Genomic DNA, 19,710 nt, shown 5'->3' on the forward strand with positions numbered 1-19,710 from the left:
GGTCACGACGGCGACGGCGCGGAATCGCGGCGCCGGGTCGATCGTCGATCGATCGCCGCGCCGACCTCGTCGATCGCCGTGCGGATGAGCCGGCCGTAGCCGTCCTCGGCCAGCGCGCCGGCATGGTCGCGCGCCGCGGCGATGTGCTCCGCGGCGGCGTCGAACGAACCCAGCAGCCGGTAGTTGTCGGCGAGGTTCAGATGCAGCGAGGGGGAGAACCCGGCGATGTGCAGACTCGCGTGATGGCTCTGCACCCGCGCCTCGGTGAGGGCGCCGGCCGCGTCGAGGGCCCGTATGTCCCACACGAGTGCCTGGGCCGGATCGGTGTGGAGGTCGGCCAGGTAGTGGGCGAGGGTGCAGCGGTGCAGCGGATCGCCCAGCGGTCCGATCGTCTCCCACAGTTCGGCGAGTTGCCCTCGGGCGGAGTCGGTTTCGCCCTGCCGGCCGCGTTCCACGGCCGCGCCGATGGCCGCCATGGTGGGGTCGTGGGCAACGGTGTCGGTCATGATTCCTCGAACTGGGCAGGGGCGACGGGCATCGCCAGGGTGGTGAGGTCGCCGTCGTCCGCGGATCGGATGACGACGGGCTGCTTCGGACCGGCGATGTCGATCATCACGTCCGGGCCGATGGCCGCGCCGATCGCCGGGTAGAGGGTGGTGATGTCGAAGGTGAGCTCGATATCCGGTCCGGTGACCGCGGCCGAAATCTGTTCGGCCGCATCGGAACCGGCCCCGATGAGTGAAATTGCCCCGGTGCGGACGCACAGCCGGATATGGCGTGCGCGTAGCGATTCCACCGCCCGGACGAGTGCGTCCCTCGGCGTCACGACGCGCGTGCGGGCGGTGTCGATGGAACCCAGCAGCATGCGGTGGTCGGGAAACGGCCCCGGCAGGATGCGGCATGTGCCGGCCGGCGACTCACCGGCCCGGAACCGGACCGAATGCGGTCCGGCATCCAGCCGGACCTGGTGGTGGCGGCGGATCCGCGGCACGGCCAGCCGCAGATCGTCACCGTCGACGGTCGCGGCCCACTCGGTCGAACTCGGCCGCTCGGGGACGAGGGTGCGGGTGGCGAGCCGGTAGCGGTCGGTGGCCGTGAGCGTCAGCGACTCCGCCGAGACCTCGACGTGGACACCGCTCAAGACGGGATGCTCCGGCTCGTGCACGGTCGCGGCGAGTATCTGTTCGACCGCCGTCGCGAAGACGGGGCCGCTGACCGTCGCGACCGCCCACCCGCGCCCGGAGCCGAGCGTCGCCTTGATCTCGGCTGCCCGTCCCCGAGCGCGCCGCACCTGCTGTTCCAGCCCGGCGACATGCTCGTCGATGAGCTGTCCCGCGCTCTCGCCCTCGGCCGTCAGCACCGCCGCGATGGTGTCCAGCGGCATGCCGATCTCGCGCAAACCGCGAATCGCCACCGCCCGTTCCAGCTGGTCGTCGGCGTAGTACCGATATCCCGACACCGGATCCACGATCGCGGGCGGTAGCAGTCCGGAGTCGGCGTAGAACCGCAGTGCGCTCGCCGTGAGCCCGCTGGCCCGCGCGAACGCTCCGATCGTCACCATTCCGGATTCCGCCACCGCCCCATCATGAAGCTTCAGCCGACCTGAAGGTCAAGAGCGGTGGATTTCACGAGCGGTGGCTCGACTCACCGCCGGAAGGTGCGCGAATGCGCCGACACGAGGGCGTGCGGGCAATGCGGACGCCCGCGGGGTGCGGGTGCGAATCCGTCGAAGCGCAGCGGCGGGGCCGGTGCGCGCAGCGTCAGCGTCGACGTCCACGGCCGCGCCGGCATCTCCATCCGGCACGCGACGTTCCAGCCGAACGGAATCGCGTGGGCGCGTTCGCCGTGTTCCTCCAGGCGATCGGCGAACTCGGCCAGCACGTCCAGGGTGTCGGCGAGATGGGTCAGCACGTCGGCGTGACCGGAGGCGAAGGTGAAACGACTGCCGCCCGTCGCGCAGAACGGACTGCCGGCGAGGACGACGAAGGATGCGTCGCTGTCGGCGCACAGTTGCCGGACCGCGCGCACGGCGTCACCGCTGATGGGGCAGTCCCCGGGTTCGACGACGATGCGCACCAGCAGGCAGTCGAAGAATCGCCGCGGTACGCCCACGGCGGCGGAGGGCAGTTCCACCGCGCACGGACCGGCGTCGACGGGCGTGTATTCGAAGCTGCGCCAACGACTTCCGGAAATTCTCATCGTCGCGCTCGCCTCACGGTGCGGTCGGCGTGGTCCGCTCGACGCCGCAGAGGGTGTAGCAGAACACGAACGGCTCGGTGCCGTCGTTGAACCAGGCATGCGGGGCGCCGTGCTGCACAACACAATCGCCCGGTCGCAGTGCCACATCCTCACCGTCGCCGATCCGCAGGCGGCCCTCTCCGCTGAGCACCACCACGAAGTCGACGCTCTCGGTGGCGTGCACGCCGGGACGAGCCGGGTCGAAGGCCGCCATCATGCCCGGCAGCTTCTGCTCCGCCTCGGCCGCCACCGCCGCCATCTCGGCCTCGGACAGCTCGGCGTCGGGCTCGTAACTCAAACCCGGTGGGACGGAGATGAATCCGAAGCGCACTCCGCCCGGGCCGGGAAAGTAGCTGGTGTCGACATCGGACGGCATCCGGTCGACGGGAAGTGTGGGCAGTTCGTCGACCTCCCACATCCGATGCAGTTGCGCCCCCGGCAGCAATGCCAGCGTCAGCGGCTCGACCTTCTCGTCGGAAAGTACTGTGCCCTGTCCGGCGCCGTCGTCCCCGACCACGATCCTGCGCATGAAAAACCTCCTGATCCTCATCCATTCCGCGCTGATCCGGACCCGTATTCCGCCGTTGTACAGCCCGTTTCCGGATATCAGCTCTCCGGCACGGTAGCGAGCGCCGGGGCGTGCCCACGTGTCCTGAAACGCACGTCCATTGTTCGCGTGCGCAGAATCGGAAAACCGGCGATGATATCGACGATGACCACTGCCGAATCGGAGACGACGAGTGCGATCGAGCCGCACGAGCGGGTCGATTACTGGGCTCATCTGATCAGCTCGTACCAGTGCGCGCTGGGCTACCGGTTCCCGACTTCCGCGGACTTTCACGGCCGGACCTCGCTGCGCCGTACCGAGTCGTATCAACTCGTCGGCTGGGAATCCGATGCCGTCACCTATTTCCGGAGTCCGCGGCTCATTCGCACCGACCCCGACCACGATTACCGTCTGCTCGTACCGATCACCGGAACCCTGGCCTTCCGCCACGGCGACGACACCGGTTCCCTGCCGCCCGGCAGTGCGTGCCTGGTGTCCACCGACGAACCCTTCCAGATGTCGATGTGTGAGGGCTCGCACGGGCTCATCGTCACGATCGCGCGCGAGGACATCCGGCATCGTCTGAACCGCCGGGAGCCGCCGCCGCGGCCGCTCGATCTCAGCACCGGGATCGGCGGCGTCGCCGGAGCGGTGGCCGGCACCCTGTACACCGAGCGCGCCGCGCTCACCGACCACCAATTCGACACGGTCGCAGAACAATTGGTGGATCTGCTGTGTATGCAGATTCTCGGGGAACCGCCGAGTGCGCCCGCCCAGCTGGCACAGGTGGAGGTGAGTGCCCGGCGCTACATCCGCACGCATGCGGGGGATCCGGAGCTCACCGGCGCGCGCGTCGCGGCGGCCCTCGGCTGGTCGCTGCGCCAGCTGCAACTCGCCTTCAGTCAGGCCGGCACCACGCCGAGCGAGGTCATCCGGGAGCAGCGGCTGCAGATCGCCCGCGACCGCCTGCGGAATCCGGCCTACCGGCAGCGCAGCGTCGCCGATATCGGCGCGGATCTGGGATTCGGTTCGGCCAGTAGTTTCACCAAGGCGTTCCGCCGCCGCTTCCACACCACTCCCGGTCAGCTGCGCGCCTGAAAATCCCTGCTGTCCGCCGGAATGCCGACGGCCCGCCTCCGTGCATGGGGTCGGGGGCGGGCCGAGGTTGCGGAGCGCGGCTCAGTTGAAGATGCCGCCGCCCTGGGTGGCGGACCCCGCCGACCCCGTCACGAACAGGTTCATGATGTTGGTGAAGACGCTGTTCGAGTTCACTGTGCCGGCGGAGTTGGAGTCGATCAGGGCGATAAAGGCGTTCATGAACTGCTTCCTCGTGCATCATGGGTCCGCGGACCCGGTTGGTTGTCCTGCCGTGCTCAGCGCAGTGGAATGAAGCTTAACCAAAATCCGCCGAATCTGAACAACCTTCTTTTCGGATTTTTCGGGCACTCCTGTCGAACCGGTGTGGCGGCGTGCTGTGGACAGGTTTCCTCGTACAGAGTAAAAAAGTGGAACACGTTTCAATTTTGGGTGCGACGGGAGACGCAATGGACCACGCTGCCATGGGCGAGCTGGTGATGGCCGGATTTCAGAAGCTGGGATTCATCCGGTTCGCGGGGGTGGAAGGGGTGGAATATCTGCCCGGCCGCAATGTGGTGAGCATGGCGCCGAAGCCGGAACACCTCAATCACAACGGCGACGTGCATGCCGCGATCCTGTTCGGCCTCGCGGAGACGGCCGCGATGGGCGCCTCCATTTCCGGCATCGTCGACCTGATGGGCGAGACGTTCATCGTCGCGCGCGACGGCCGGATCGAATATCTGGCCCGGGCCAAGGGCGAGGCGGGCCCGTTCCGCGCCACCTCGGAGTTGACCGCGGCGGAACTGGAACAGGCCCGCGCCGATATCGCCGCGCAGCAGCCGGTGGAACTGGCGATGCCGGTCGACATCACCGACAGCACCGGCAAGTCGGTCGCCGCGGCCACGTTCACCGCGGTGATCCGGCCGCGCCGCAAGTAGCCGCGCCGCGAATACGCGGGCGGCGAAGGAGATTCAGCGCTCGCTGTCCAGCATGGCCATCTGCGGGGCGGCGTAGCGGTCACCGGCGACCGCCTCGGCGGGCGCCGCCGCCTCGATCGCGGCGAGCTCCGACTCGGAGAGCCGAATATCCAGTGCGGCAACCGCTTCGGTCCAGCGGTCGACCCGGCGCGCGCCGATCAGCGGGACGATATCGGCGCCCCGGGTCAGGATCCAGGCGATCGCCAGCTGTGCCACACTCACGCCGTGCCGGTCGCCGGTCTCCGCCAGCGCGGAGACCAGCCGGAGATTGGTGGTGAGGTTCTCGCCCTGGAATCGCGGGCTGTGGGCGCGGAAATCATCGGGGGCGAAGGTCTGGTTCGCGCGCAGGGAGTCGCTCAGCAAGCCGCGCGAGAGCACGCCGTAGGCGGTGATCCCGATGCCGAGTTCCCGTGCCGTGGGCAGGATTTCGCGCTCGATGCCCCGGGTGATGAGGGCGTACTCGATCTGCAGATCGACGATCGGCGCCACTGCCGCCGCTCGCCGCAGGGTCTGCGCGCCGACCTCGGACAGCCCGATGTGACGCACATAGCCGGCCTGCACCATCTCCGCGATCGCGCCCACGGTGTCCTCGATCGGAACCGCCGGATCCAGCCGTGCGGGACGGTAGATGTCGACGTAGTCCACTCCCAGCCGCTGCAGCGAATAGTGCAGGAAGTTGCGCATCGCCTCGGGGCGTGTGTCGACGCCGCCGAAGCCGCCGTCCGGACCGCGCAGGGCGCCGAATTTCACGCTCAGCTGGTAGTCCTCGCGCGGGCGCTGGGCGAGGGCCCGGTGGATCAGCATTTCGTTGTGTCCGGCGCCGTAGAAATCGCCGGTGTCGACGAGGGTGGCGCCGGAGTCGAGGGCGGCGTGGATGGTGGCGATGGATTCGGTCTCGTCGGATTTCCCGTAGGCGCCCGACATCCCCATCGCGCCGAGACCGATGCGTCCGACCTTCGGGCCCGTCGCGCCCAGTTGTGTCTGCTCGATAGTCATGCTCGAATCCTGCGCCTCGATCCGCCGCCTTCGGCAGAGATCGTTTATCGGGGGATCGGCGATCCCTGGCTGCGGCCGCCGCGCCGGGGCAGAGTGGAGTGATGGATCGCGATGAACTGGCCGATTTCCTGCGGCGCCGGCGCGAACAGCTACAGCCCGCCGATGTGGGACTGCTGCCCGGTACCCGCCGCCGGACTCCCGGCCTGCGTCGCGACGAGGTCGCCCTGCTCGCCGGGATGTCCACCGACTACTACACCCGTCTCGAACAGTCGCGGGGCCCGCGGCCCTCGGTGCAGGTTCTCGGCGCACTCGCCCGCGCACTGCGGCTCACCGACGACGAGCGCGACCATCTCTACCACCTGTGCGGACATGCGGCGCCCCATCGTGGCGGCGGCGACCGGCACGTCGGACCCGGGCTGCTCTACCTGCTGGACAAGCTGGAGGACACGCCCGCCTGCGTGGTGTCGGATCTCGGCGAGATCCTCGCGCAGAACCGCATGCACATCAACATGATGGGTGACCACACCCGCTTCACCGGCATGGATCGCTACCTGCTGTGGCGCTGGTTCACCGATACGGCCGGCCGGGAGACTTTCCCCGACGCCGATTGGGACCGGCTGACCCGCCGGCACGTCGCCGATCTGCGGGCGACCGCCGCGCGGCGGGCGGGCGACCCCGACGTGACGGAACTGGTGACCAGGCTGCGGGCGGTCAGTCCCGAATTCGAACGGCTGTGGTCGGCGCACGAGGTGGCGGTCCGGATCAGCGATGCCAAGCGGATCCGGCACCCGCAGGTAGGGCTGCTCGACCTGGTCTGCGAAACACTGGTGACGCCGAATGCCGCCCAGCATCTGCTGGTCTACTATCCGCGCCCCGGTACCGACGCCAAGGAGCGGCTGGAACTGTTGCGCGTCATCGGAACCCAGACCATGACCGACGAGACCGATTCGGGCAGCACGGTTTTCGATCGGAGCTGATCAGCGGGGCGGGAACGTGCGGCGGGTGCGCGGTCGCAACCGCAGGTTGGGCAGCGGCGGCGCCGGAATGCGTTGCTGCGGAGTATGTCCCGCGACGTCGCCGAAGCGTTCGGTGTCGTGCTTCTCCCATGCGGTGCGGGCGGCGTCGATCTCGTCGTGGCTGCGGCCGACGAAATTCCACCACATCACCAGATCCTCGCCGAAGGGCTCGCCGCCGATCAGCACCACCCGTGCACCGGATGCGCTGCGCAGCCGCAGTTCGGCGCGGTCGCTGCCCAGATACAGCAGCGGACCGGGTTCGGCGAGTACGTCGTCGATGCGCACCTCACCCGACATCACCAGTACCGCATGCTCGAATTCGGGTGTCAGCGGCAGATGTGCGTCCGCGCCCGGGCCGACGGTGATGTCCGCGCCGACGATCGGGGAGTAGGTGACCGCCGGGGAGCGCACATCCCCGAGCGAGCCGATCAGCACGGTCGCCCGCAGTCCCGGGCGGGCCAGCACGGGCAGTTCGCGATGCTGCTCGAAGTGCGGGGCGATATCGCGGTGCGCGTCCGGCAGGGCGATCCAGAACTGCAGCCCCTGCCCGGCGGGCGCACCGGGCACGGTGTACTCCGAATGCGCGATACCGCGTCCGGAGGTCATCAGATTCAGCTGGCCGGGTTCGATCTCCACATCGGATCCGACGCTGTCGCGATGACGGATCCGGCCGTCGAACGGCCAGGTTACCGTCTGCAATCCGATATGCGGATGGGGATCGATATCCGGCGGCAGCCGATGCGAGGTCTCGGTCGAACCGAAGTGGTCGAGGAAACACCAGGCCCCGACCGTCGGCAGATCGCGCTGGGGCAGCACCCGCATCACCGTGACGCCGCGTACGCCGCCCAGTGGCACCTCCCGCGCCGGATAGAAATCCGCCCGCGGGCCGGGCGCCGGCGACGATTCGCACAGCGCCTCGGCGGGATTCGCCTCGAGATCGCTCATCGGCCACCTCCGGTCCGGGGTCACCGCTGATGCCGGGCGCGGTTACCGCTGAATGCCTTTGCCCACTACGTGAGCATCGTAGTCCGGGTGCTTGTCGAGCCAGCTCTTGATGAACGAGCAGCGGGGCACGATCGCACGGCCGCGGTCGATCGTGTCCACGATCGCGTGCTGCGCCAGCGTGCCGGCCAGGCCCTTCCCGCTGAACTCCGAATCCACCTCGGTGTGGATGAAGGTGGTGTCCTCGCCGTTGTCGCGATATTCGGCGAATCCGGCGAGTTTGTCGCCGTACCACACCTCGTAGCGGTGCTGCGCGTCGTTGCGGACGACTGCTCCGGTCGCGGCCTGATCGATCATCGGGTTACTCCTTCCGTTCCCGCACCGGATGCCTGCTCATGATCGACACGCGATTGAACGCGCCGATGGTCGTCGCGACCCAGACGATCACCGAAACCTGTTCGTCCGACAGCTGTTGCCGCGCATGGGCGTACACACGTTGCAGGGTGTCCTCATCGGGCAACGTGGTGGTCGTCTCGGCGAGTGCGAGGGCGGCGCATTCGGACGGGGTGAACAACTCGGTACGCCGCCAGGCCGGCAACACGTCGAGTTGCTGTCGGGTCACGCCTGCCTTCAGCGCTGCCTGGGAGTGCAGATCCAGGCAGTACGCGCATCCGTTGATCTGCGAGACGCGCACGTTGACCAGCTCGACCAGGGAGCGGTCGAGACCGGCGGCCGCGGCGGCGTTGCGGACGGCCAGTGCGACGCTGTTGAGCGCGCGGAAGGGCTCGGGACTCTGTTTGTCGACCCAGATGCGGGCATCGGCGGCGGGGGTTTGCATAGCGGAGGCATCCTAACCGTGCGCTGCGTCACCTTGCGCGGGATGTATGCGACGTCACGCGGGTTCAGATGTCTTGCATGGCAGCCACTCTGCCCTCGTAGAGGCCGATCTTGCGGTCCAGCACGGCGAGTGTGCTGTGCAGGTCCTCGATCTGGGCGAGCACGCCCTCGCGGGTCTTGCGGAACATCTCCAGCCGCTCCGGGGTGGTCTCGTCACCGGCGCGCACCAGTTCGGCGTAGTGGACCATATCGGCGACCGACATCCCGGTGGTGCGCAGACAGCCGATCAGATGCAGCCAGCTCAGGTCCCGATCGCTGAACCGGCGCTTGCCGCTGGAATCGCGGCCGATGTAGTCCATCAGGCCGATTCGCTCGTACCAGCGCAGCGTGTCGCGGGTGAGACCGGACCGCTCCGCGACATCGCCGATCGAATACTTCGGGCGCTCGTAATCCTCGGTGTGCTCGAGCGGATTCGCCGTGGTTGCCGTCATCGCCCCTCGCCTTCCTGAGCCGCTTCCCGACCCGCACCGGCTGCGCCGGATCTGCGCTTCGACAGTACCCACCTGGAGTGCACTCCATGCAAGCCCGAGCGCATCGGAACGCACCGCCCGGGCTCGACTCGGCGGCGGCTCAACCCCGCTGCGGCAGTTCCTGCACGGCCCACTTGTTGCCGTCGGGATCGGCGAAATAGGTGAACAGGCCCCAGCCCTCGTCCTTGACCGGCGTGGCCTCCACGCCGGCGGCCACCAGTTGTCGATAGGCCTCCTCGGCGCTGGACACCACCATCTGCATACCGACCACGCTGCCCGGCGCGGCGTCGGTGATGCCCTTGCCGATGCAGATCGAACATCCAGAACCCGGCGGAGTCAGCTGCACGAACCGGATGTCCTCGGTCGGGCTGGCGTCGTGGTCGGCGTTGAATCCGATGCTCGTGTAGAAGTCCTTCGCCCGGTCGACGTCGGTGACCGGGATGGCGACGAGTTCGATTTTCCAATCCATGCGAGGAGCATCTCATCGACCACCGACAATCCGGGTTGCCGGACAATTCGGGCGCAACCAGCGCCGAGCACCTACTCTGAGTACATGGCCAAGGAAATCGATCGGGTCCGGGCGCGGTCGGCGCTGGAGACGGTCAAGGAAAGCCCGTTCATCGCCCTCGTCGCGGCGGTCCCGGTGATCGTCGTACTGGGCGTCGTCTGGGCGCTGACGAACTGGTTCGTCGCGTTGCTGGTGCTCGTGCTGCTCGGCGCGGTCGTCGTCGTGCGCGGCAAATTCCTACGCTGACAAGCCTTTTCGACACCAGCGCGTCAGCGCGGCACGTGGAACCGGACCAATTCGCCGGTGCCCGGGTCCGCGCGTGACCACGGCCGGTCGAATTCCAGCACCGCCAGTGCGGAGGTCGGGAATTTGCGGCTGAGCTCCTCCGCCGGCAGCGAGGCGCGATTGGCCGCCAGCTCCCACGCCGTCCACGGCATCCCCGGCGAGTGGCCGATCAGCAGCAGCGTCTCCACCTCGTCGCCGGTCAACTGGATCAATTCGATCAGCGTGTGCGGCGTGGCCTCGTAGATCGCATGCTCGTAGACGGCCGGCGCGTCGATGCCGGTCGCGGCGAGCGTTTCGCGGGTCCGGACCGCGTCCGAACAGCACACCGCGTCGATCGCCGGCTGGGTCTCGCGCAGCCAGGTTCCGGCCAGCGCCGCCTCGCGCCGCCCCCGGGGCGCCAGCGGCCGATCGTGGTCGTCGACACCCGGTGGATATGCGGATTTACCGTGTCGCATCAGGATCAGCGTCCGCGCCATGAGCAATACCGTAGCGCCGTAGAAAGTAAACGGTGTTATCTAATTCGCTACCTGATGGGAGATGTAACTCACTCTCGAGGCACACTGAAGGTAGTGTCACAACGGGGGCCGAAGGCAACCGGTGCGATGCACGCCCTGTCCAAACCCGGGTGGGGATGTCCCATGATGTTTCGAGGATCTGCGAGATATGGCCTACGTGATCACGCAGCGTTGTTGCAACGACGCCAGCTGCGTTCCCGAGTGCCCGGTCGATTGCATTCGTCCCACTCCGGAGCAACCCGAGTTCGCGACGACCGAGCAGCTGTACATCGACCCCGACACCTGTATCGACTGTGGTGCGTGTGTGGATGCCTGCCCGGTGGAGGCCATCTTCTCCGAGGACGATCTGACGGCGTCGCTGGCTCGTTTCCGCGATATCAACGCCGCCTACTTCCAGCGCCACCCGCTGGAATCGAATTTCGACCCGCTGGTGACCCCGGCACGCCCGCCCAAGGAGCTGGGCACGCTGCGGGTGGCGATCGTGGGCGCCGGTCCGGCGGCCTGCTACGCCGCCGACGAGCTGCTGCGCCGCGCCGATGTCGAGGTCGAGATGTTCGACCGGCTGCCCACCCCGTGGGGTCTGGTGCGCGCCGGTGTGGCCCCGGATCATCCGGGGACCAAGTCGGTGTCGAGCATGTTCGAGAGCGCGTTCCGGCGTGACACCCTGCAGTACCGGCTCAACGTCGAGGTGGGCAAACACATCTCGCACGAGGAACTGCAGGCCCATCACCACGCGGTGATCTACGCCGTGGGCGCGTCGGCCGACCGCCGCCTGGACGTGCCCGGTGAGGATCTGCCCGGAAGCCATTCGGCGACCGAGTTCGTGGCCTGGTATAACGGCCACCCCGACTACGCCGAGCGCAGCTTCGACCTGTCCGGTGAGCGCGTGGTGATCGTCGGTAACGGCAACGTCGCCCTCGACGTCGCACGCGTGCTGACGCTGTCGCCCGACGAGCTGGCCAAGACCGATATCGCCGACCACGCCCTGGACGCGCTGCGCTCGAGCAATATCCGCGAGGTCGTGGTGCTGGGGCGGCGTGGCCCGCTGCAGGCCGCCTACACCTCGGCGGAGTTCCTGGCGCTGGGACATCTGAAGGGCGTCGATGTGATCATCGACCCCGCCGAGCTGGAGCTGGATCCGGCCGGCCAGGCGCTGCTCGACGATCCAGAGATCGAGCCCTCGCTGCGCCTGAAGTACGAACTGGCCCAGGAGTACGCGGCCAAGGCCCCGAACCCGCACAACAAGCGCATCGTGTTCCGCTACCTGGCGTCACCGACCGAGATCCGCGGCGAGGGTCACGTCGAGGAGCTCGAGTTCGTGCACAACGAACTCGTCAGCGAGGACGGCCGCGTCGTGGCGCGGGCGTCGGATCGCACCGAGACGCTGCCGGCGTCGATGGTGTTGCGGTCCATCGGCTATCGCGGTGTTCCCATCGCGGATCTGCCGTTCGACGAGCGCGCCGGGATCGTCCCGAACGAGCACGGCCGCGTCGTCTCCGACGGCGCTCACGTCACCGGCGTCTACGTCTCGGGCTGGATCAAGCGCGGTCCGCGCGGTGTGATCGGTTCCAACCGCGTGGATGCCACCGAAACCGTGGAACAGGTGCTCGAGGATTTCACCTCCGGCAAACTGGCTGCCCCGCAAGGTGATCGGGCCGCGCTCGAGGCCCTGCTCGCGCAGCGCCAGCCCGACGCCGTCGGCCGAGAGGGCTGGAAGGCCATCGACGCGGCCGAGAAGAGCGCCGGCAAGTCCGGCGGCCGGCCGCGGGTCAAGCTCACCACCATCGAAGATCTGCTCAAAGCCGCACGCGGCTGAACACCGGTGCTTCCGGACCCTCCCTCGCGGGAGGGTCCGGACGTCGGCGGGGCTCCTTCGCGAACTCTCCGCTATCCACACTCAGGTCGGTAACGCGCCGATCCGCACGGTGGTGGTGATGGTGCCACCGACCATGAACCACAGCCGCAGCACCGGCTGGCCGTTGCGGTCACCGGGCTCGTAGCGGCTGCGCACGCTGATGTGCTGACGGGCCAGCACCGGCGCCACATATTCGATCACCGCGCGATGCGGCCCGGCCACCAGCTTCGGATAGTCCACCAGGAAATGCTCGACCGCCTGCCAGTACATGGCGTTGTTGACGTGGTTGAACTGGTCGATATCGGTCGCGCGCACCGGGAACGTCAGATCGGTATCCGACTCCGGCGGCACCGCATCGGTCAGCCACGGCCGCCAGCGCAGCCGATGTTCGTCGGTGGTCCGGGCCAGATGCGCCAATCCCTGGTCGCTGATCCGGGTCGGCATATTCGTCGACTCGTTGATATTGATCCAGAAGCCCTCGGTCTCGATCAGGCCGCCGCTGTCGCTGTTGATCCGCACCCGCATATTCGTCCAGCGGGTCGACATCGCCGAACACCAGCGCCGCAACTGCACCCGATCCGGCCAGACGATCGGACGCACCACGTCGATGACGGTGCGGCGTACGATCCACGCCGGGTCGGTGCGGTGGAAGAACGTGCTGTGCAACTCTTCCCACGCGATGTCTTGCAAATATCGAGCCACGGCGTCGAGCCGCAGCCGGCTGTAGGGATCTACATCGCCAGCCCGGATGGGCCACGCCGAGGCGAAGCCCATGCCCTCCTGGGGAAGCGGGGCGAGTGGCTGATCGAGTGACACTGGTGCTCCTCGCGCTGCACGGTGTGCCGCGTACTTCATGCGGTGCTTCTTGTGACATGACTTTACGGGGCGCAGGTCACACTGTTACGCCGAGATGGCTCTACTCACACGTAGCAAATGTCCAGTTGTGTCGCGGCCACCGGCGTTCCGGCCGCCGATCAGTAGCCGACGTAGCCGCCACCACCGGAGACCGCGGAAACGCCCGGCACATTGTCGAGGGACCCGTAGCGATCGATCGAGTAGCGCGTGGCGGCCACGATGTTGTCGACCGGATTCCAGATGTCGGTGTGGCCCGGGGCCGCGTGGGCGTTGAAGGTGCTGTCGATGCACTGCATCAGCCCCTTCGACGGATGACCGGCCGCCGCATTGCTGTCCCAGTTGTTGATCGCGTTGGGATCCCCGCCGGATTCGTGCTCGATGATGAGCGCGATCGCGTTCTCATCGATCGATTCCGGGGGATAGCCCATCTCGATCAGGACCTGCTTGGCCTGGGCGATCCACTGCTGCACATCACCGGACGGATGTGCGGTCGGCGGCGGACCGCTGGTCGGACCGTTGTAGCTGCCGCCGCCGTAGCTGCCGCCGCTGTAGGAGCTGGTGCCGCCGCCGTGGTGGGAGTTGCCCATCAGGCTGGAGGACGCCGGGCTGCCCGAATGGCTCGCGACCGGTGTGGCGGTCGGGGCGGCGGGCGGCGCCGCCGCGGCGGGTGCGGTGGGAGCGGGTGGCGCCGGAGGTGCGGCGCCCGCGCCGGTGACCGGGTCTCCGAGCCCCGCGAACGCGGCATCCACCGGAGCCTTGGCGCCGTTGAGGGCGGCAATCGCCGAATCCGCCACTGTCTGCGCATTTTTCAGGGCGTTGACGATCGCCCACTCGTGCGTGGCGGCGTCGGTCTTGATCTCGGTGGTCTTCGCCGTGTACTCGATGTCGTTGAGTTTGTCGCGGTGCTGGTCGAGCCAGTCGAGCCGCTTCTGCGGGTTCACCGTGCCGTCGGGATTGACTTCGAATGCGGGCATGAGGCTGGGGGCGGGCACGAAGGTCGCCTGGTCGCGCATCTGGAGCACGGCGATCTTGGCGTTCTTCAGGTTCTCCACCTGTTGGTTCAGCGCCGTCTGCAAGCCCAGGATCGCCTGGCTCACGGTCGAGGCGCGGCCTTTCTCCACCTGCATCCGGCCGTCCGCGGCCTGCGCGGCGCCGCCGCCCCATTTCTGGTCCTGACCCAGTTTCTGCGTGCTGTTCACGGCGGCGATGACGGCCTGATCGAGGTCACCGGAGAGTTTGCCGACGGCGGTCGCGGCGGTGTTCAGTTTGTCGGGGTCCCACTTTTCGACATCGCCGATGGTCAATGCCGCGCCGCTCATGCGCGGATGCCGATCTTGTTCAGATCGTCGCGCAACTGCTGGTCGGTATCGATGATGACCTTGCCGGCCTGTTCGACGGTGTCGGCGATATGCGTTACGCGCGAACCGATTCGCTTCAACGCGTTCTCGACCGAATCCTTGGCGCCGGTGCAGGCCGCGTCCCAGCCGGTGCCCGGGAGCGCGCCGGCCGCGTCGGCCAGTCCGGAGTCGAGTTTGCCGATGGCATCGGACTCGTCGCGCAGGGTCTTCGCGAAACTTTGCAGGGCCGCGGGATCGATCTTCATCGCGTTCGCGGGTGGATCGTTGGGACCGGCCATGAGAAATCCCCCTCTTCGCTCAGTTCAGCGGGCCCAAGCGTAGCAAATCGGGGACCTGTGGACAGGGGTGCGCGAAGACCGGTTAACTTGTTGGAAAGCAGCCGCGGACAGAGAGGTCGTTTCATGCGCGCAGCCCAGGTGAGCAAGCTCGAGGGGCCCGAATCCATCGAGGTCGTGGACATCCCCGAACCGGCGGAATTCCCCGGTGGCGTGGTGATCGACGTCCATGCCGCGGGGGTGGCGTTCCCGGATGTGCTGATGACCCGGGGGCTCTACCAGATGAAACCCGAACTGCCGTTCGTGGTCGGCGGCGAGGTGGCCGGGATCGTGCGCTCGGCGCCCGAGGACGCGCGGGTCAAGCCGGGCGACCGGGTGGTGGCGCTGACCATGCTGGGTAATGCGGTCGCCGAAACCGCGGTGACCGCGAAGGAGATGGTGTTCCGGCTGCCGGACAACATTTCCCTCGAAGCGGGTGCGGGAATTCTGTTCAACGATCTGACCGTGCACTTCTGCCTGCGCAACCGGGGCCGGCTGGCCGAGGGCGAGACCGTGCTCGTACACGGTGCGGCCGGTGGCATCGGCACCTCCACGCTGCGCATGGCCGAGGCGCTGGGCGCGAGCCGGGTGATCGCCGTGGTGAGTACCGAGGAGAAGGCCGAGGTCGCGCGGGCCAACGGCGCATCCGATGTGGTGCTGACCGACGGCTGGCTGGCCGCGGTGAAGGAATTGACCGGCGGACGCGGCGTCGACATCGTGCTGGATCCGGTCGGCGGCGACCGGTTCACCGACAGCATTCGCTCGCTGGCCCCGGCCGGCCGGTTGCTCGTGGTCGGCTTCACCGCGGGCGAGATACCCACCGTGAAGGTGAATCGCCTGCTGCTCAAGAACGTCGAGGTGGTCGGCGCCGCCTGGGGCGAATGGGTGATGACCCATCCGGGTTATCTGCAGGAGCAGTGGGACGAGGTGGCGCCGCTGCTGGAATCGGGCAAGATCGCGGCGCCGCAGCCCGTGCTGTACCCGCTGACGGAGACGGCGGCCGCGGTGGCCGCGCTCGACAACCGTTCGGCGAAGGGCAAAGTCGTCGTCACCGTCCGCTGAGCGGGCCTTCGTTCGGCACCCGCCGGATGTCGGTGCCGGGCCGTAGGGTGTGCGCATCATGGAACTGTCCGACCGGATTCTGAATCGCACCCTGCTGGCCCGGCAGCACCTGCTCGAGCGGTCCCCGGTGCCGGTCTCACAGCTGTGTGAACATCTGGTCGGGCTGCAGGCCCAGGACGTGGCGCCGCCCTACGTCGGATTGTGGAGCCGGATCAGCGATTTCGATCCGGCGACGGTCTCGGCCGGCCTCGAGAACCGTTCGCTGGTGCGAATCACCTTGATGCGCGCCACGATTCACCTGGTGACGGCGGCCGATGCGGTGCGCATCGCGCCGCACATCCAGCCGGAGCTGGAGAAGATCCCGTTCCGCAAGGGCTTCTTCTACGGCGCGATGGTCGGGCTGGATCCGGAGGAGGTACGCGCCCGGGGCGAGAAGGTGCTGGGAGCGGAGCCGATGTCGTCGGCGGATCTGCGGGCCCGTGCCGTCGAGAATTATCCCGACCGCGACCCCACGGCCGTGACCCAGACCTGGCTCTACCAGCTCCCGGTGCTGCAGACCCCGCCGCGCGGCCTGTGGCGGAACAACAGCCGGCCGGTGTGGTCGCGCATCGAACCGTGGCTGGACGCAGCGCTCGATGATGCATATCCGGTGCAGGAGTTGGTCCTTCGCTATTTGCGTGCCTTCGGTCCCGCGACCACGATGGATGTGCAGACCTGGTCGCGGCTGCTCGGAATCAGGGAAATACTGGCCGGGCTGGGCGAGCGCGTGCGCACCTACACCGACGAGCGCGGCCGCGTTCTGTACGACGCCGCCGACGCCGAACTCGCCGATCCCGATCTGCCCGCACCCGTCCGGCTGCTGGGGTGGTACGACAATGTGCTGCTGTCGCATCGGGATCGCAGCCGGATCATTCCCGGAAATGCCCCGCTGCCCCTGCAACATATGGCCGCCCAGGTGTGTCCGGTGCTCATCGACGGATTTCTGGCCGGCATCTACAAAATCTTCGCCGACAAGTCGGCGGCGCGGTTGCGCATCGCACCGAGCCGGGAATGGTCGGCGGGGGAAGCGTCCGAGGTCGAAGCGGAGGCCCGGAATCTGCTGGGTTTTCTGGAACCGAGCCTGCGGCCGGAGGTCGAAATCCTCGCGCCCGGAGCGAATCTCAGAACCGGGAAGTAGGCGCGCGCTCAGGGCGTCGAATTCCGGTATGCCGGAGCCTTGCTCGTCCCCGCCGGAGTGAGCGTGCGCAGCAGCGGCAGCGTGCGATGTGCGACCACCGTGGACAGCACGATCACGCTGTGCGAGCGCACCACCGCGGCGCTGCGGTCGATACTCAGCAGCACCGCCTGCAGGCCCGAATGCGAATCGGCGCCGATGCGGCACAGGACATCGCTGGAACCGGTGGTCGCGTAGGCCTCGAGCACGCCGGGGATGGCGTCCAGATCGGTGGTCACCGCGTCCAGTGCGCCCTGCGCGATCTCCAGACTCACGAAGGCCTGCACGTCGAATCCGGCGGCGGTGACGTCGACCCGCGGATCGTAGGAGGCGATGACCCCGGCCTCCTCCATGCGCGCGATGCGCGACTGGACGGTCGCCCGCGCCACCCGGGTGCGTCGCGACAGCTCGAGTACGCCCGCCTTCTGGTACTCGTGCATGGCGGTGAGGATCGCCAGATCCAGTTCGTCCAGTTTGGCGGGGGTGCGCGTCATCGTCGTCTCCTGTATTCGGTCCGGCGCCGCGCCACCGGACGAGGCCCGTGTGCAGCTATTCAAATTGTCCAGCACTCGGCGGCATATGGTGACCAATTACGCCAGGGTGTCTACCCGAAATCCTCGATATTGCCCAGCACCACGGCTCGGAGATTATCTGGATGCATGACGATCGAGGACATCTCCCGCGACACCCGGCCCGCGGTGGCGAGCGATGCGGAGCTGCGCCGGCTCGTCGGCCTGGTCGACCACGATCCCGGTGCGGATCCGTTTCCCGTCCTCGGCTGGGAGGCGCTGGTGTGGGTGGTCGGCAACGCGACCCAGTTCACGCACTATCTGCAGGCCTTCGGGATGGCGCTGGAGGCCTATTCCGGACCGGAGACCGGCAATCGCGATCACAAGTCCTACGTCTTGCGCAGCGGCAGTGCGCGATTCGTGGTGTGCGGGGCGGTGGATCCGGCCAGTCCGCTGGTCGCCCACCACGCCCGGCACGGTGACGGCATCGTCGATATCGCGCTCGAGGTGCCCGATGTGGACCGCTGCATCGCTCACGCCCGGCGGCAGGGCGCGCGGATCCTGGTCGAGCCGCACGACGAGTCCGACGAATACGGCACGGTCCGCACCGCTGCCCTGGCCACGTACGGCGAAACCCGCCACACCCTCGTCGACCGGTCGCGCTATCACGGTCCGTATCTGCCGGGATATATCGCGCGCCGTTCGAATTATCAGCCGCGGGCGCCGCATCGGCTGTTCCAAGCCGTGGATCACGTCGTGGGCAATGTAGAGCTCGGGCGGATGGACGAGTGGGTGGAGTTCTATCGGCGCGTCATGGGTTTCACCGATATGGCCGAATTCGTCGGCGACGATATCGCCACCGAATACTCGGCCTTGATGAGCAAGGTCGTGGCCAACGGCAACCACCGGGTGAAATTCCCGTTGAACGAACCGGCGGCCGGGCGCAGACGCTCACAGATCGACGAATATCTGGAGTTCTACGGCGGCCCGGGCGTCCAGCACATCGCGCTGGCCACCGGCGACATCCTGAGCACCGTCGACGCCTTGCGCCGGGAGGGCATCGAATTCCTCGACACCCCGGACGCCTATTACGACGATCCCGAACTGCGCGCTCGCATCGGCCACGTCCGCGTCCCCGTACGACAACTGCGATCGCGCGGCATCCTGGTCGACCGCGACGAGGACGGATACCTGCTCCAGATCTTCTGCAAGCCCCTCACCGACCGCCCCACCGTATTCTTCGAATTGATCGAGCGGCACGGCTCGCTGGGCTTCGGAAAGGGCAACTTCAAGGCCCTGTTCCAGGCGATCGAGCGGGAACAGCACGCGCGCGGGAATCTGTGACCGGGCGCGCGTCCTCACCCGGCGTCGGGCAGCGCGCGCAGGCGCGCCTTGATGTCGAGGCGCCGTCGTGACCGCACGGTGTACAGGGCCAGCGCGGCGATGATCGTCCACTGCACCGGGTTCATCAGCGCGACCGCCGCCGGCACCGGCAGGCAATAGATCACCAGGAGTCGCACCACCGCATCGACCGCGAGTCCGGCGCTCCACACCGCCGTGGCGATCGTGAACGCGCGGCGCACGACGGAGTCGTTGTGCCACAACGTCTCCCAGTGCACGGCGGAATCCGGCCCGAGCGCGTGCATGCGCTGCGAGATCGCGAACATCGCCGGCCGGCCCAGCAGGCAGCTGCCCGCCAGCAGCACACTGATCACGGCGGAGGTGATCGGGTCCTTGGCCAGCATCATTCGCTCGTCACCGCCGAGTACGGCCAGGACGAGGCCCAGTGCGTTGAGCAGGAAGACGAACACGGCGATGCCGTCGGCCTTGCGGCGCGCCGCCGCGACAGCGAGCGCCCACCCGCCCGCGACGATCGTCGAACCCACCAGCGCTCGATAGCTGGTGAACCCGGCCGCGAGCAGCAGATAGTAGGTCGCGGGCGACAGGCCGATATCGGCCGCGAATCCGAGCACCCGCCACAGCCGGCGTGGTTCGCTCCCGGTGTCGGCGGCGGTGAATGTGGCGGTGTCGGTCATCGGAATCTCCCCTGTGAGTACTGGCGCTATGTCGTTGACA

At 67.8% G+C, this 19,710-nt stretch carries 25 protein-coding genes; 8 read left to right on the forward strand and 17 right to left on the reverse strand.

Features of this window, described 5'->3' with window-relative positions; translation table 11 throughout:
* Positions 1-2: 2 nt before the first annotated feature.
* The 4 genes from IG65_RS0123355 to IG65_RS38610 form a co-directional block, all read right to left on the reverse strand.
* Positions 3-506 carry a hypothetical protein gene (locus IG65_RS0123355; protein WP_030517091.1) on the reverse strand — a complete coding sequence of 168 codons (504 nt, stop codon included), beginning with the start codon at positions 504-506 and terminating at the stop codon, positions 3-5.
* Positions 503-1,576, reverse strand: coding sequence for a MerR family transcriptional regulator (locus IG65_RS0123360; protein ID WP_156055742.1), 1,074 nt, complete (start codon positions 1,574-1,576; stop codon positions 503-505). Before IG65_RS0123360 ends, IG65_RS0123355 begins: the two co-directional genes overlap by 4 nt.
* Before the next feature lie 68 nt (positions 1,577-1,644).
* Complete coding sequence (locus tag IG65_RS0123365; protein ID WP_156055743.1) at positions 1,645-2,199, reverse strand: hypothetical protein; 555 nt, start codon at positions 2,197-2,199, stop codon at positions 1,645-1,647.
* Between the two features lie 13 nt (positions 2,200-2,212).
* Positions 2,213-2,767 (reverse strand): cupin domain-containing protein, encoded by a 555-nt coding sequence (locus tag IG65_RS38610; protein WP_030517094.1) that lies wholly within the window; start codon positions 2,765-2,767, stop codon positions 2,213-2,215.
* 183 nt (positions 2,768-2,950) lie between these two features.
* Here IG65_RS38610 and IG65_RS38615 point away from each other — a divergent pair, with 183 nt between their 5' ends.
* Complete coding sequence (locus IG65_RS38615; protein ID WP_195073744.1) at positions 2,951-3,883, forward strand: AraC family transcriptional regulator; 933 nt, start codon at positions 2,951-2,953, stop codon at positions 3,881-3,883.
* A gap of 81 nt (positions 3,884-3,964) precedes the next feature.
* Here IG65_RS38615 and IG65_RS37925 read toward each other — a convergent pair whose 3' ends face one another.
* Positions 3,965-4,102: a hypothetical protein gene (locus tag IG65_RS37925; RefSeq protein WP_156055745.1), complete on the reverse strand. Its 138-nt coding sequence runs from the start codon at positions 4,100-4,102 to the stop codon at positions 3,965-3,967.
* Between the two features lie 227 nt (positions 4,103-4,329).
* Here IG65_RS37925 and IG65_RS0123385 point away from each other — a divergent pair, with 227 nt between their 5' ends.
* On the forward strand, positions 4,330-4,800 hold the full coding sequence (locus tag IG65_RS0123385; protein WP_030517097.1) for a PaaI family thioesterase: 471 nt from the start codon (positions 4,330-4,332) through the stop codon (positions 4,798-4,800).
* A 33-nt stretch (positions 4,801-4,833) separates the two neighbouring features.
* On the opposite strand, the gene IG65_RS0123390 is transcribed toward IG65_RS0123385, so the two are convergent.
* Positions 4,834-5,835: an aldo/keto reductase gene (locus tag IG65_RS0123390; protein WP_030517098.1), complete on the reverse strand. Its 1,002-nt coding sequence runs from the start codon at positions 5,833-5,835 to the stop codon at positions 4,834-4,836.
* Positions 5,836-5,936: 101 nt separating this feature from the next.
* Between IG65_RS0123390 and IG65_RS0123395 the strand changes: the two genes are divergently transcribed.
* Positions 5,937-6,812 (forward strand): helix-turn-helix transcriptional regulator, encoded by an 876-nt coding sequence (locus IG65_RS0123395; RefSeq protein ID WP_030517099.1) that lies wholly within the window; start codon positions 5,937-5,939, stop codon positions 6,810-6,812.
* On the opposite strand, the gene IG65_RS0123400 is transcribed toward IG65_RS0123395, so the two are convergent.
* From IG65_RS0123400 to IG65_RS0123420, 5 genes are all read right to left on the reverse strand, one after another.
* Complete coding sequence (locus IG65_RS0123400; protein ID WP_030517100.1) at positions 6,813-7,796, reverse strand: pirin family protein; 984 nt, start codon at positions 7,794-7,796, stop codon at positions 6,813-6,815. It lies immediately after the preceding gene.
* Positions 7,797-7,838: 42 nt separating this feature from the next.
* Positions 7,839-8,150 carry a GNAT family N-acetyltransferase gene (locus tag IG65_RS0123405; protein WP_030517101.1) on the reverse strand — a complete coding sequence of 104 codons (312 nt, stop codon included), beginning with the start codon at positions 8,148-8,150 and terminating at the stop codon, positions 7,839-7,841.
* 4 nt (positions 8,151-8,154) lie between these two features.
* Positions 8,155-8,631 (reverse strand): carboxymuconolactone decarboxylase family protein, encoded by a 477-nt coding sequence (locus tag IG65_RS0123410; protein ID WP_030517102.1) that lies wholly within the window; start codon positions 8,629-8,631, stop codon positions 8,155-8,157.
* Positions 8,632-8,695: 64 nt separating this feature from the next.
* Positions 8,696-9,121 (reverse strand): MerR family transcriptional regulator, encoded by a 426-nt coding sequence (locus IG65_RS0123415; RefSeq protein WP_030517103.1) that lies wholly within the window; start codon positions 9,119-9,121, stop codon positions 8,696-8,698.
* 139 nt (positions 9,122-9,260) lie between these two features.
* On the reverse strand, positions 9,261-9,629 hold the full coding sequence (locus tag IG65_RS0123420; RefSeq protein WP_030517104.1) for a VOC family protein: 369 nt from the start codon (positions 9,627-9,629) through the stop codon (positions 9,261-9,263).
* 84 nt (positions 9,630-9,713) lie between these two features.
* Between IG65_RS0123420 and IG65_RS0123425 the strand changes: the two genes are divergently transcribed.
* Positions 9,714-9,914 (forward strand): hypothetical protein, encoded by a 201-nt coding sequence (locus IG65_RS0123425; protein ID WP_030517105.1) that lies wholly within the window; start codon positions 9,714-9,716, stop codon positions 9,912-9,914.
* Positions 9,915-9,937: 23 nt separating this feature from the next.
* Here the strand turns inward: IG65_RS0123425 and IG65_RS0123430 are convergent, their stop codons facing one another.
* Positions 9,938-10,429 (reverse strand): histidine phosphatase family protein, encoded by a 492-nt coding sequence (locus tag IG65_RS0123430; RefSeq protein WP_030517106.1) that lies wholly within the window; start codon positions 10,427-10,429, stop codon positions 9,938-9,940.
* A 187-nt stretch (positions 10,430-10,616) separates the two neighbouring features.
* Here IG65_RS0123430 and IG65_RS0123435 point away from each other — a divergent pair, with 187 nt between their 5' ends.
* Positions 10,617-12,284, forward strand: coding sequence for an FAD-dependent oxidoreductase (locus tag IG65_RS0123435; RefSeq protein ID WP_030517107.1), 1,668 nt, complete (start codon positions 10,617-10,619; stop codon positions 12,282-12,284).
* 81 nt (positions 12,285-12,365) lie between these two features.
* Here the strand turns inward: IG65_RS0123435 and IG65_RS0123440 are convergent, their stop codons facing one another.
* From IG65_RS0123440 to IG65_RS0123450, 3 genes are all read right to left on the reverse strand, one after another.
* Positions 12,366-13,139, reverse strand: a complete 774-nt coding sequence (locus tag IG65_RS0123440) for an acyl-[acyl-carrier-protein] thioesterase (protein ID WP_036525533.1) — start codon at positions 13,137-13,139, stop codon at positions 12,366-12,368.
* Positions 13,140-13,297: 158 nt separating this feature from the next.
* Positions 13,298-14,497: a transglycosylase SLT domain-containing protein gene (locus IG65_RS0123445; RefSeq protein ID WP_030517109.1), complete on the reverse strand. Its 1,200-nt coding sequence runs from the start codon at positions 14,495-14,497 to the stop codon at positions 13,298-13,300.
* Complete coding sequence (locus IG65_RS0123450) at positions 14,494-14,814, reverse strand: hypothetical protein (RefSeq protein WP_051756726.1); 321 nt, start codon at positions 14,812-14,814, stop codon at positions 14,494-14,496. Before IG65_RS0123450 ends, IG65_RS0123445 begins: the two co-directional genes overlap by 4 nt.
* A gap of 123 nt (positions 14,815-14,937) precedes the next feature.
* Between IG65_RS0123450 and IG65_RS0123455 the strand changes: the two genes are divergently transcribed.
* Together IG65_RS0123455 and IG65_RS0123460 are read left to right on the forward strand one after the other, a co-directional pair.
* Positions 14,938-15,912: an NADPH:quinone oxidoreductase family protein gene (locus IG65_RS0123455; RefSeq protein WP_030517111.1), complete on the forward strand. Its 975-nt coding sequence runs from the start codon at positions 14,938-14,940 to the stop codon at positions 15,910-15,912.
* 58 nt (positions 15,913-15,970) lie between these two features.
* Entirely contained in the window at positions 15,971-17,089 is a 1,119-nt protein-coding gene (locus tag IG65_RS0123460; RefSeq protein WP_030517112.1) for a winged helix DNA-binding domain-containing protein, read from the forward strand.
* A gap of 8 nt (positions 17,090-17,097) precedes the next feature.
* Here the strand turns inward: IG65_RS0123460 and IG65_RS0123465 are convergent, their stop codons facing one another.
* Positions 17,098-17,619: an Lrp/AsnC family transcriptional regulator gene (locus tag IG65_RS0123465; RefSeq protein ID WP_030517113.1), complete on the reverse strand. Its 522-nt coding sequence runs from the start codon at positions 17,617-17,619 to the stop codon at positions 17,098-17,100.
* A gap of 165 nt (positions 17,620-17,784) precedes the next feature.
* On the opposite strand from IG65_RS0123465, the gene hppD reads away from it, so the two are divergent.
* A complete protein-coding gene (gene hppD / locus IG65_RS0123470; RefSeq protein ID WP_030517114.1) occupies positions 17,785-18,978 on the forward strand; it encodes a 4-hydroxyphenylpyruvate dioxygenase in 1,194 nt (397 codons plus the stop codon).
* 14 nt (positions 18,979-18,992) lie between these two features.
* Here the strand turns inward: hppD and IG65_RS0123475 are convergent, their stop codons facing one another.
* Positions 18,993-19,670 carry a VC0807 family protein gene (locus IG65_RS0123475; RefSeq protein ID WP_030517115.1) on the reverse strand — a complete coding sequence of 226 codons (678 nt, stop codon included), beginning with the start codon at positions 19,668-19,670 and terminating at the stop codon, positions 18,993-18,995.
* Positions 19,671-19,710 lie beyond the last annotated feature (40 nt).

It is taken from the genome of Nocardia sp. NRRL WC-3656 (assembly GCF_000720265.1).
GTDB classification, from domain to species: domain Bacteria; phylum Actinomycetota; class Actinomycetes; order Mycobacteriales; family Mycobacteriaceae; genus Nocardia; species Nocardia nova.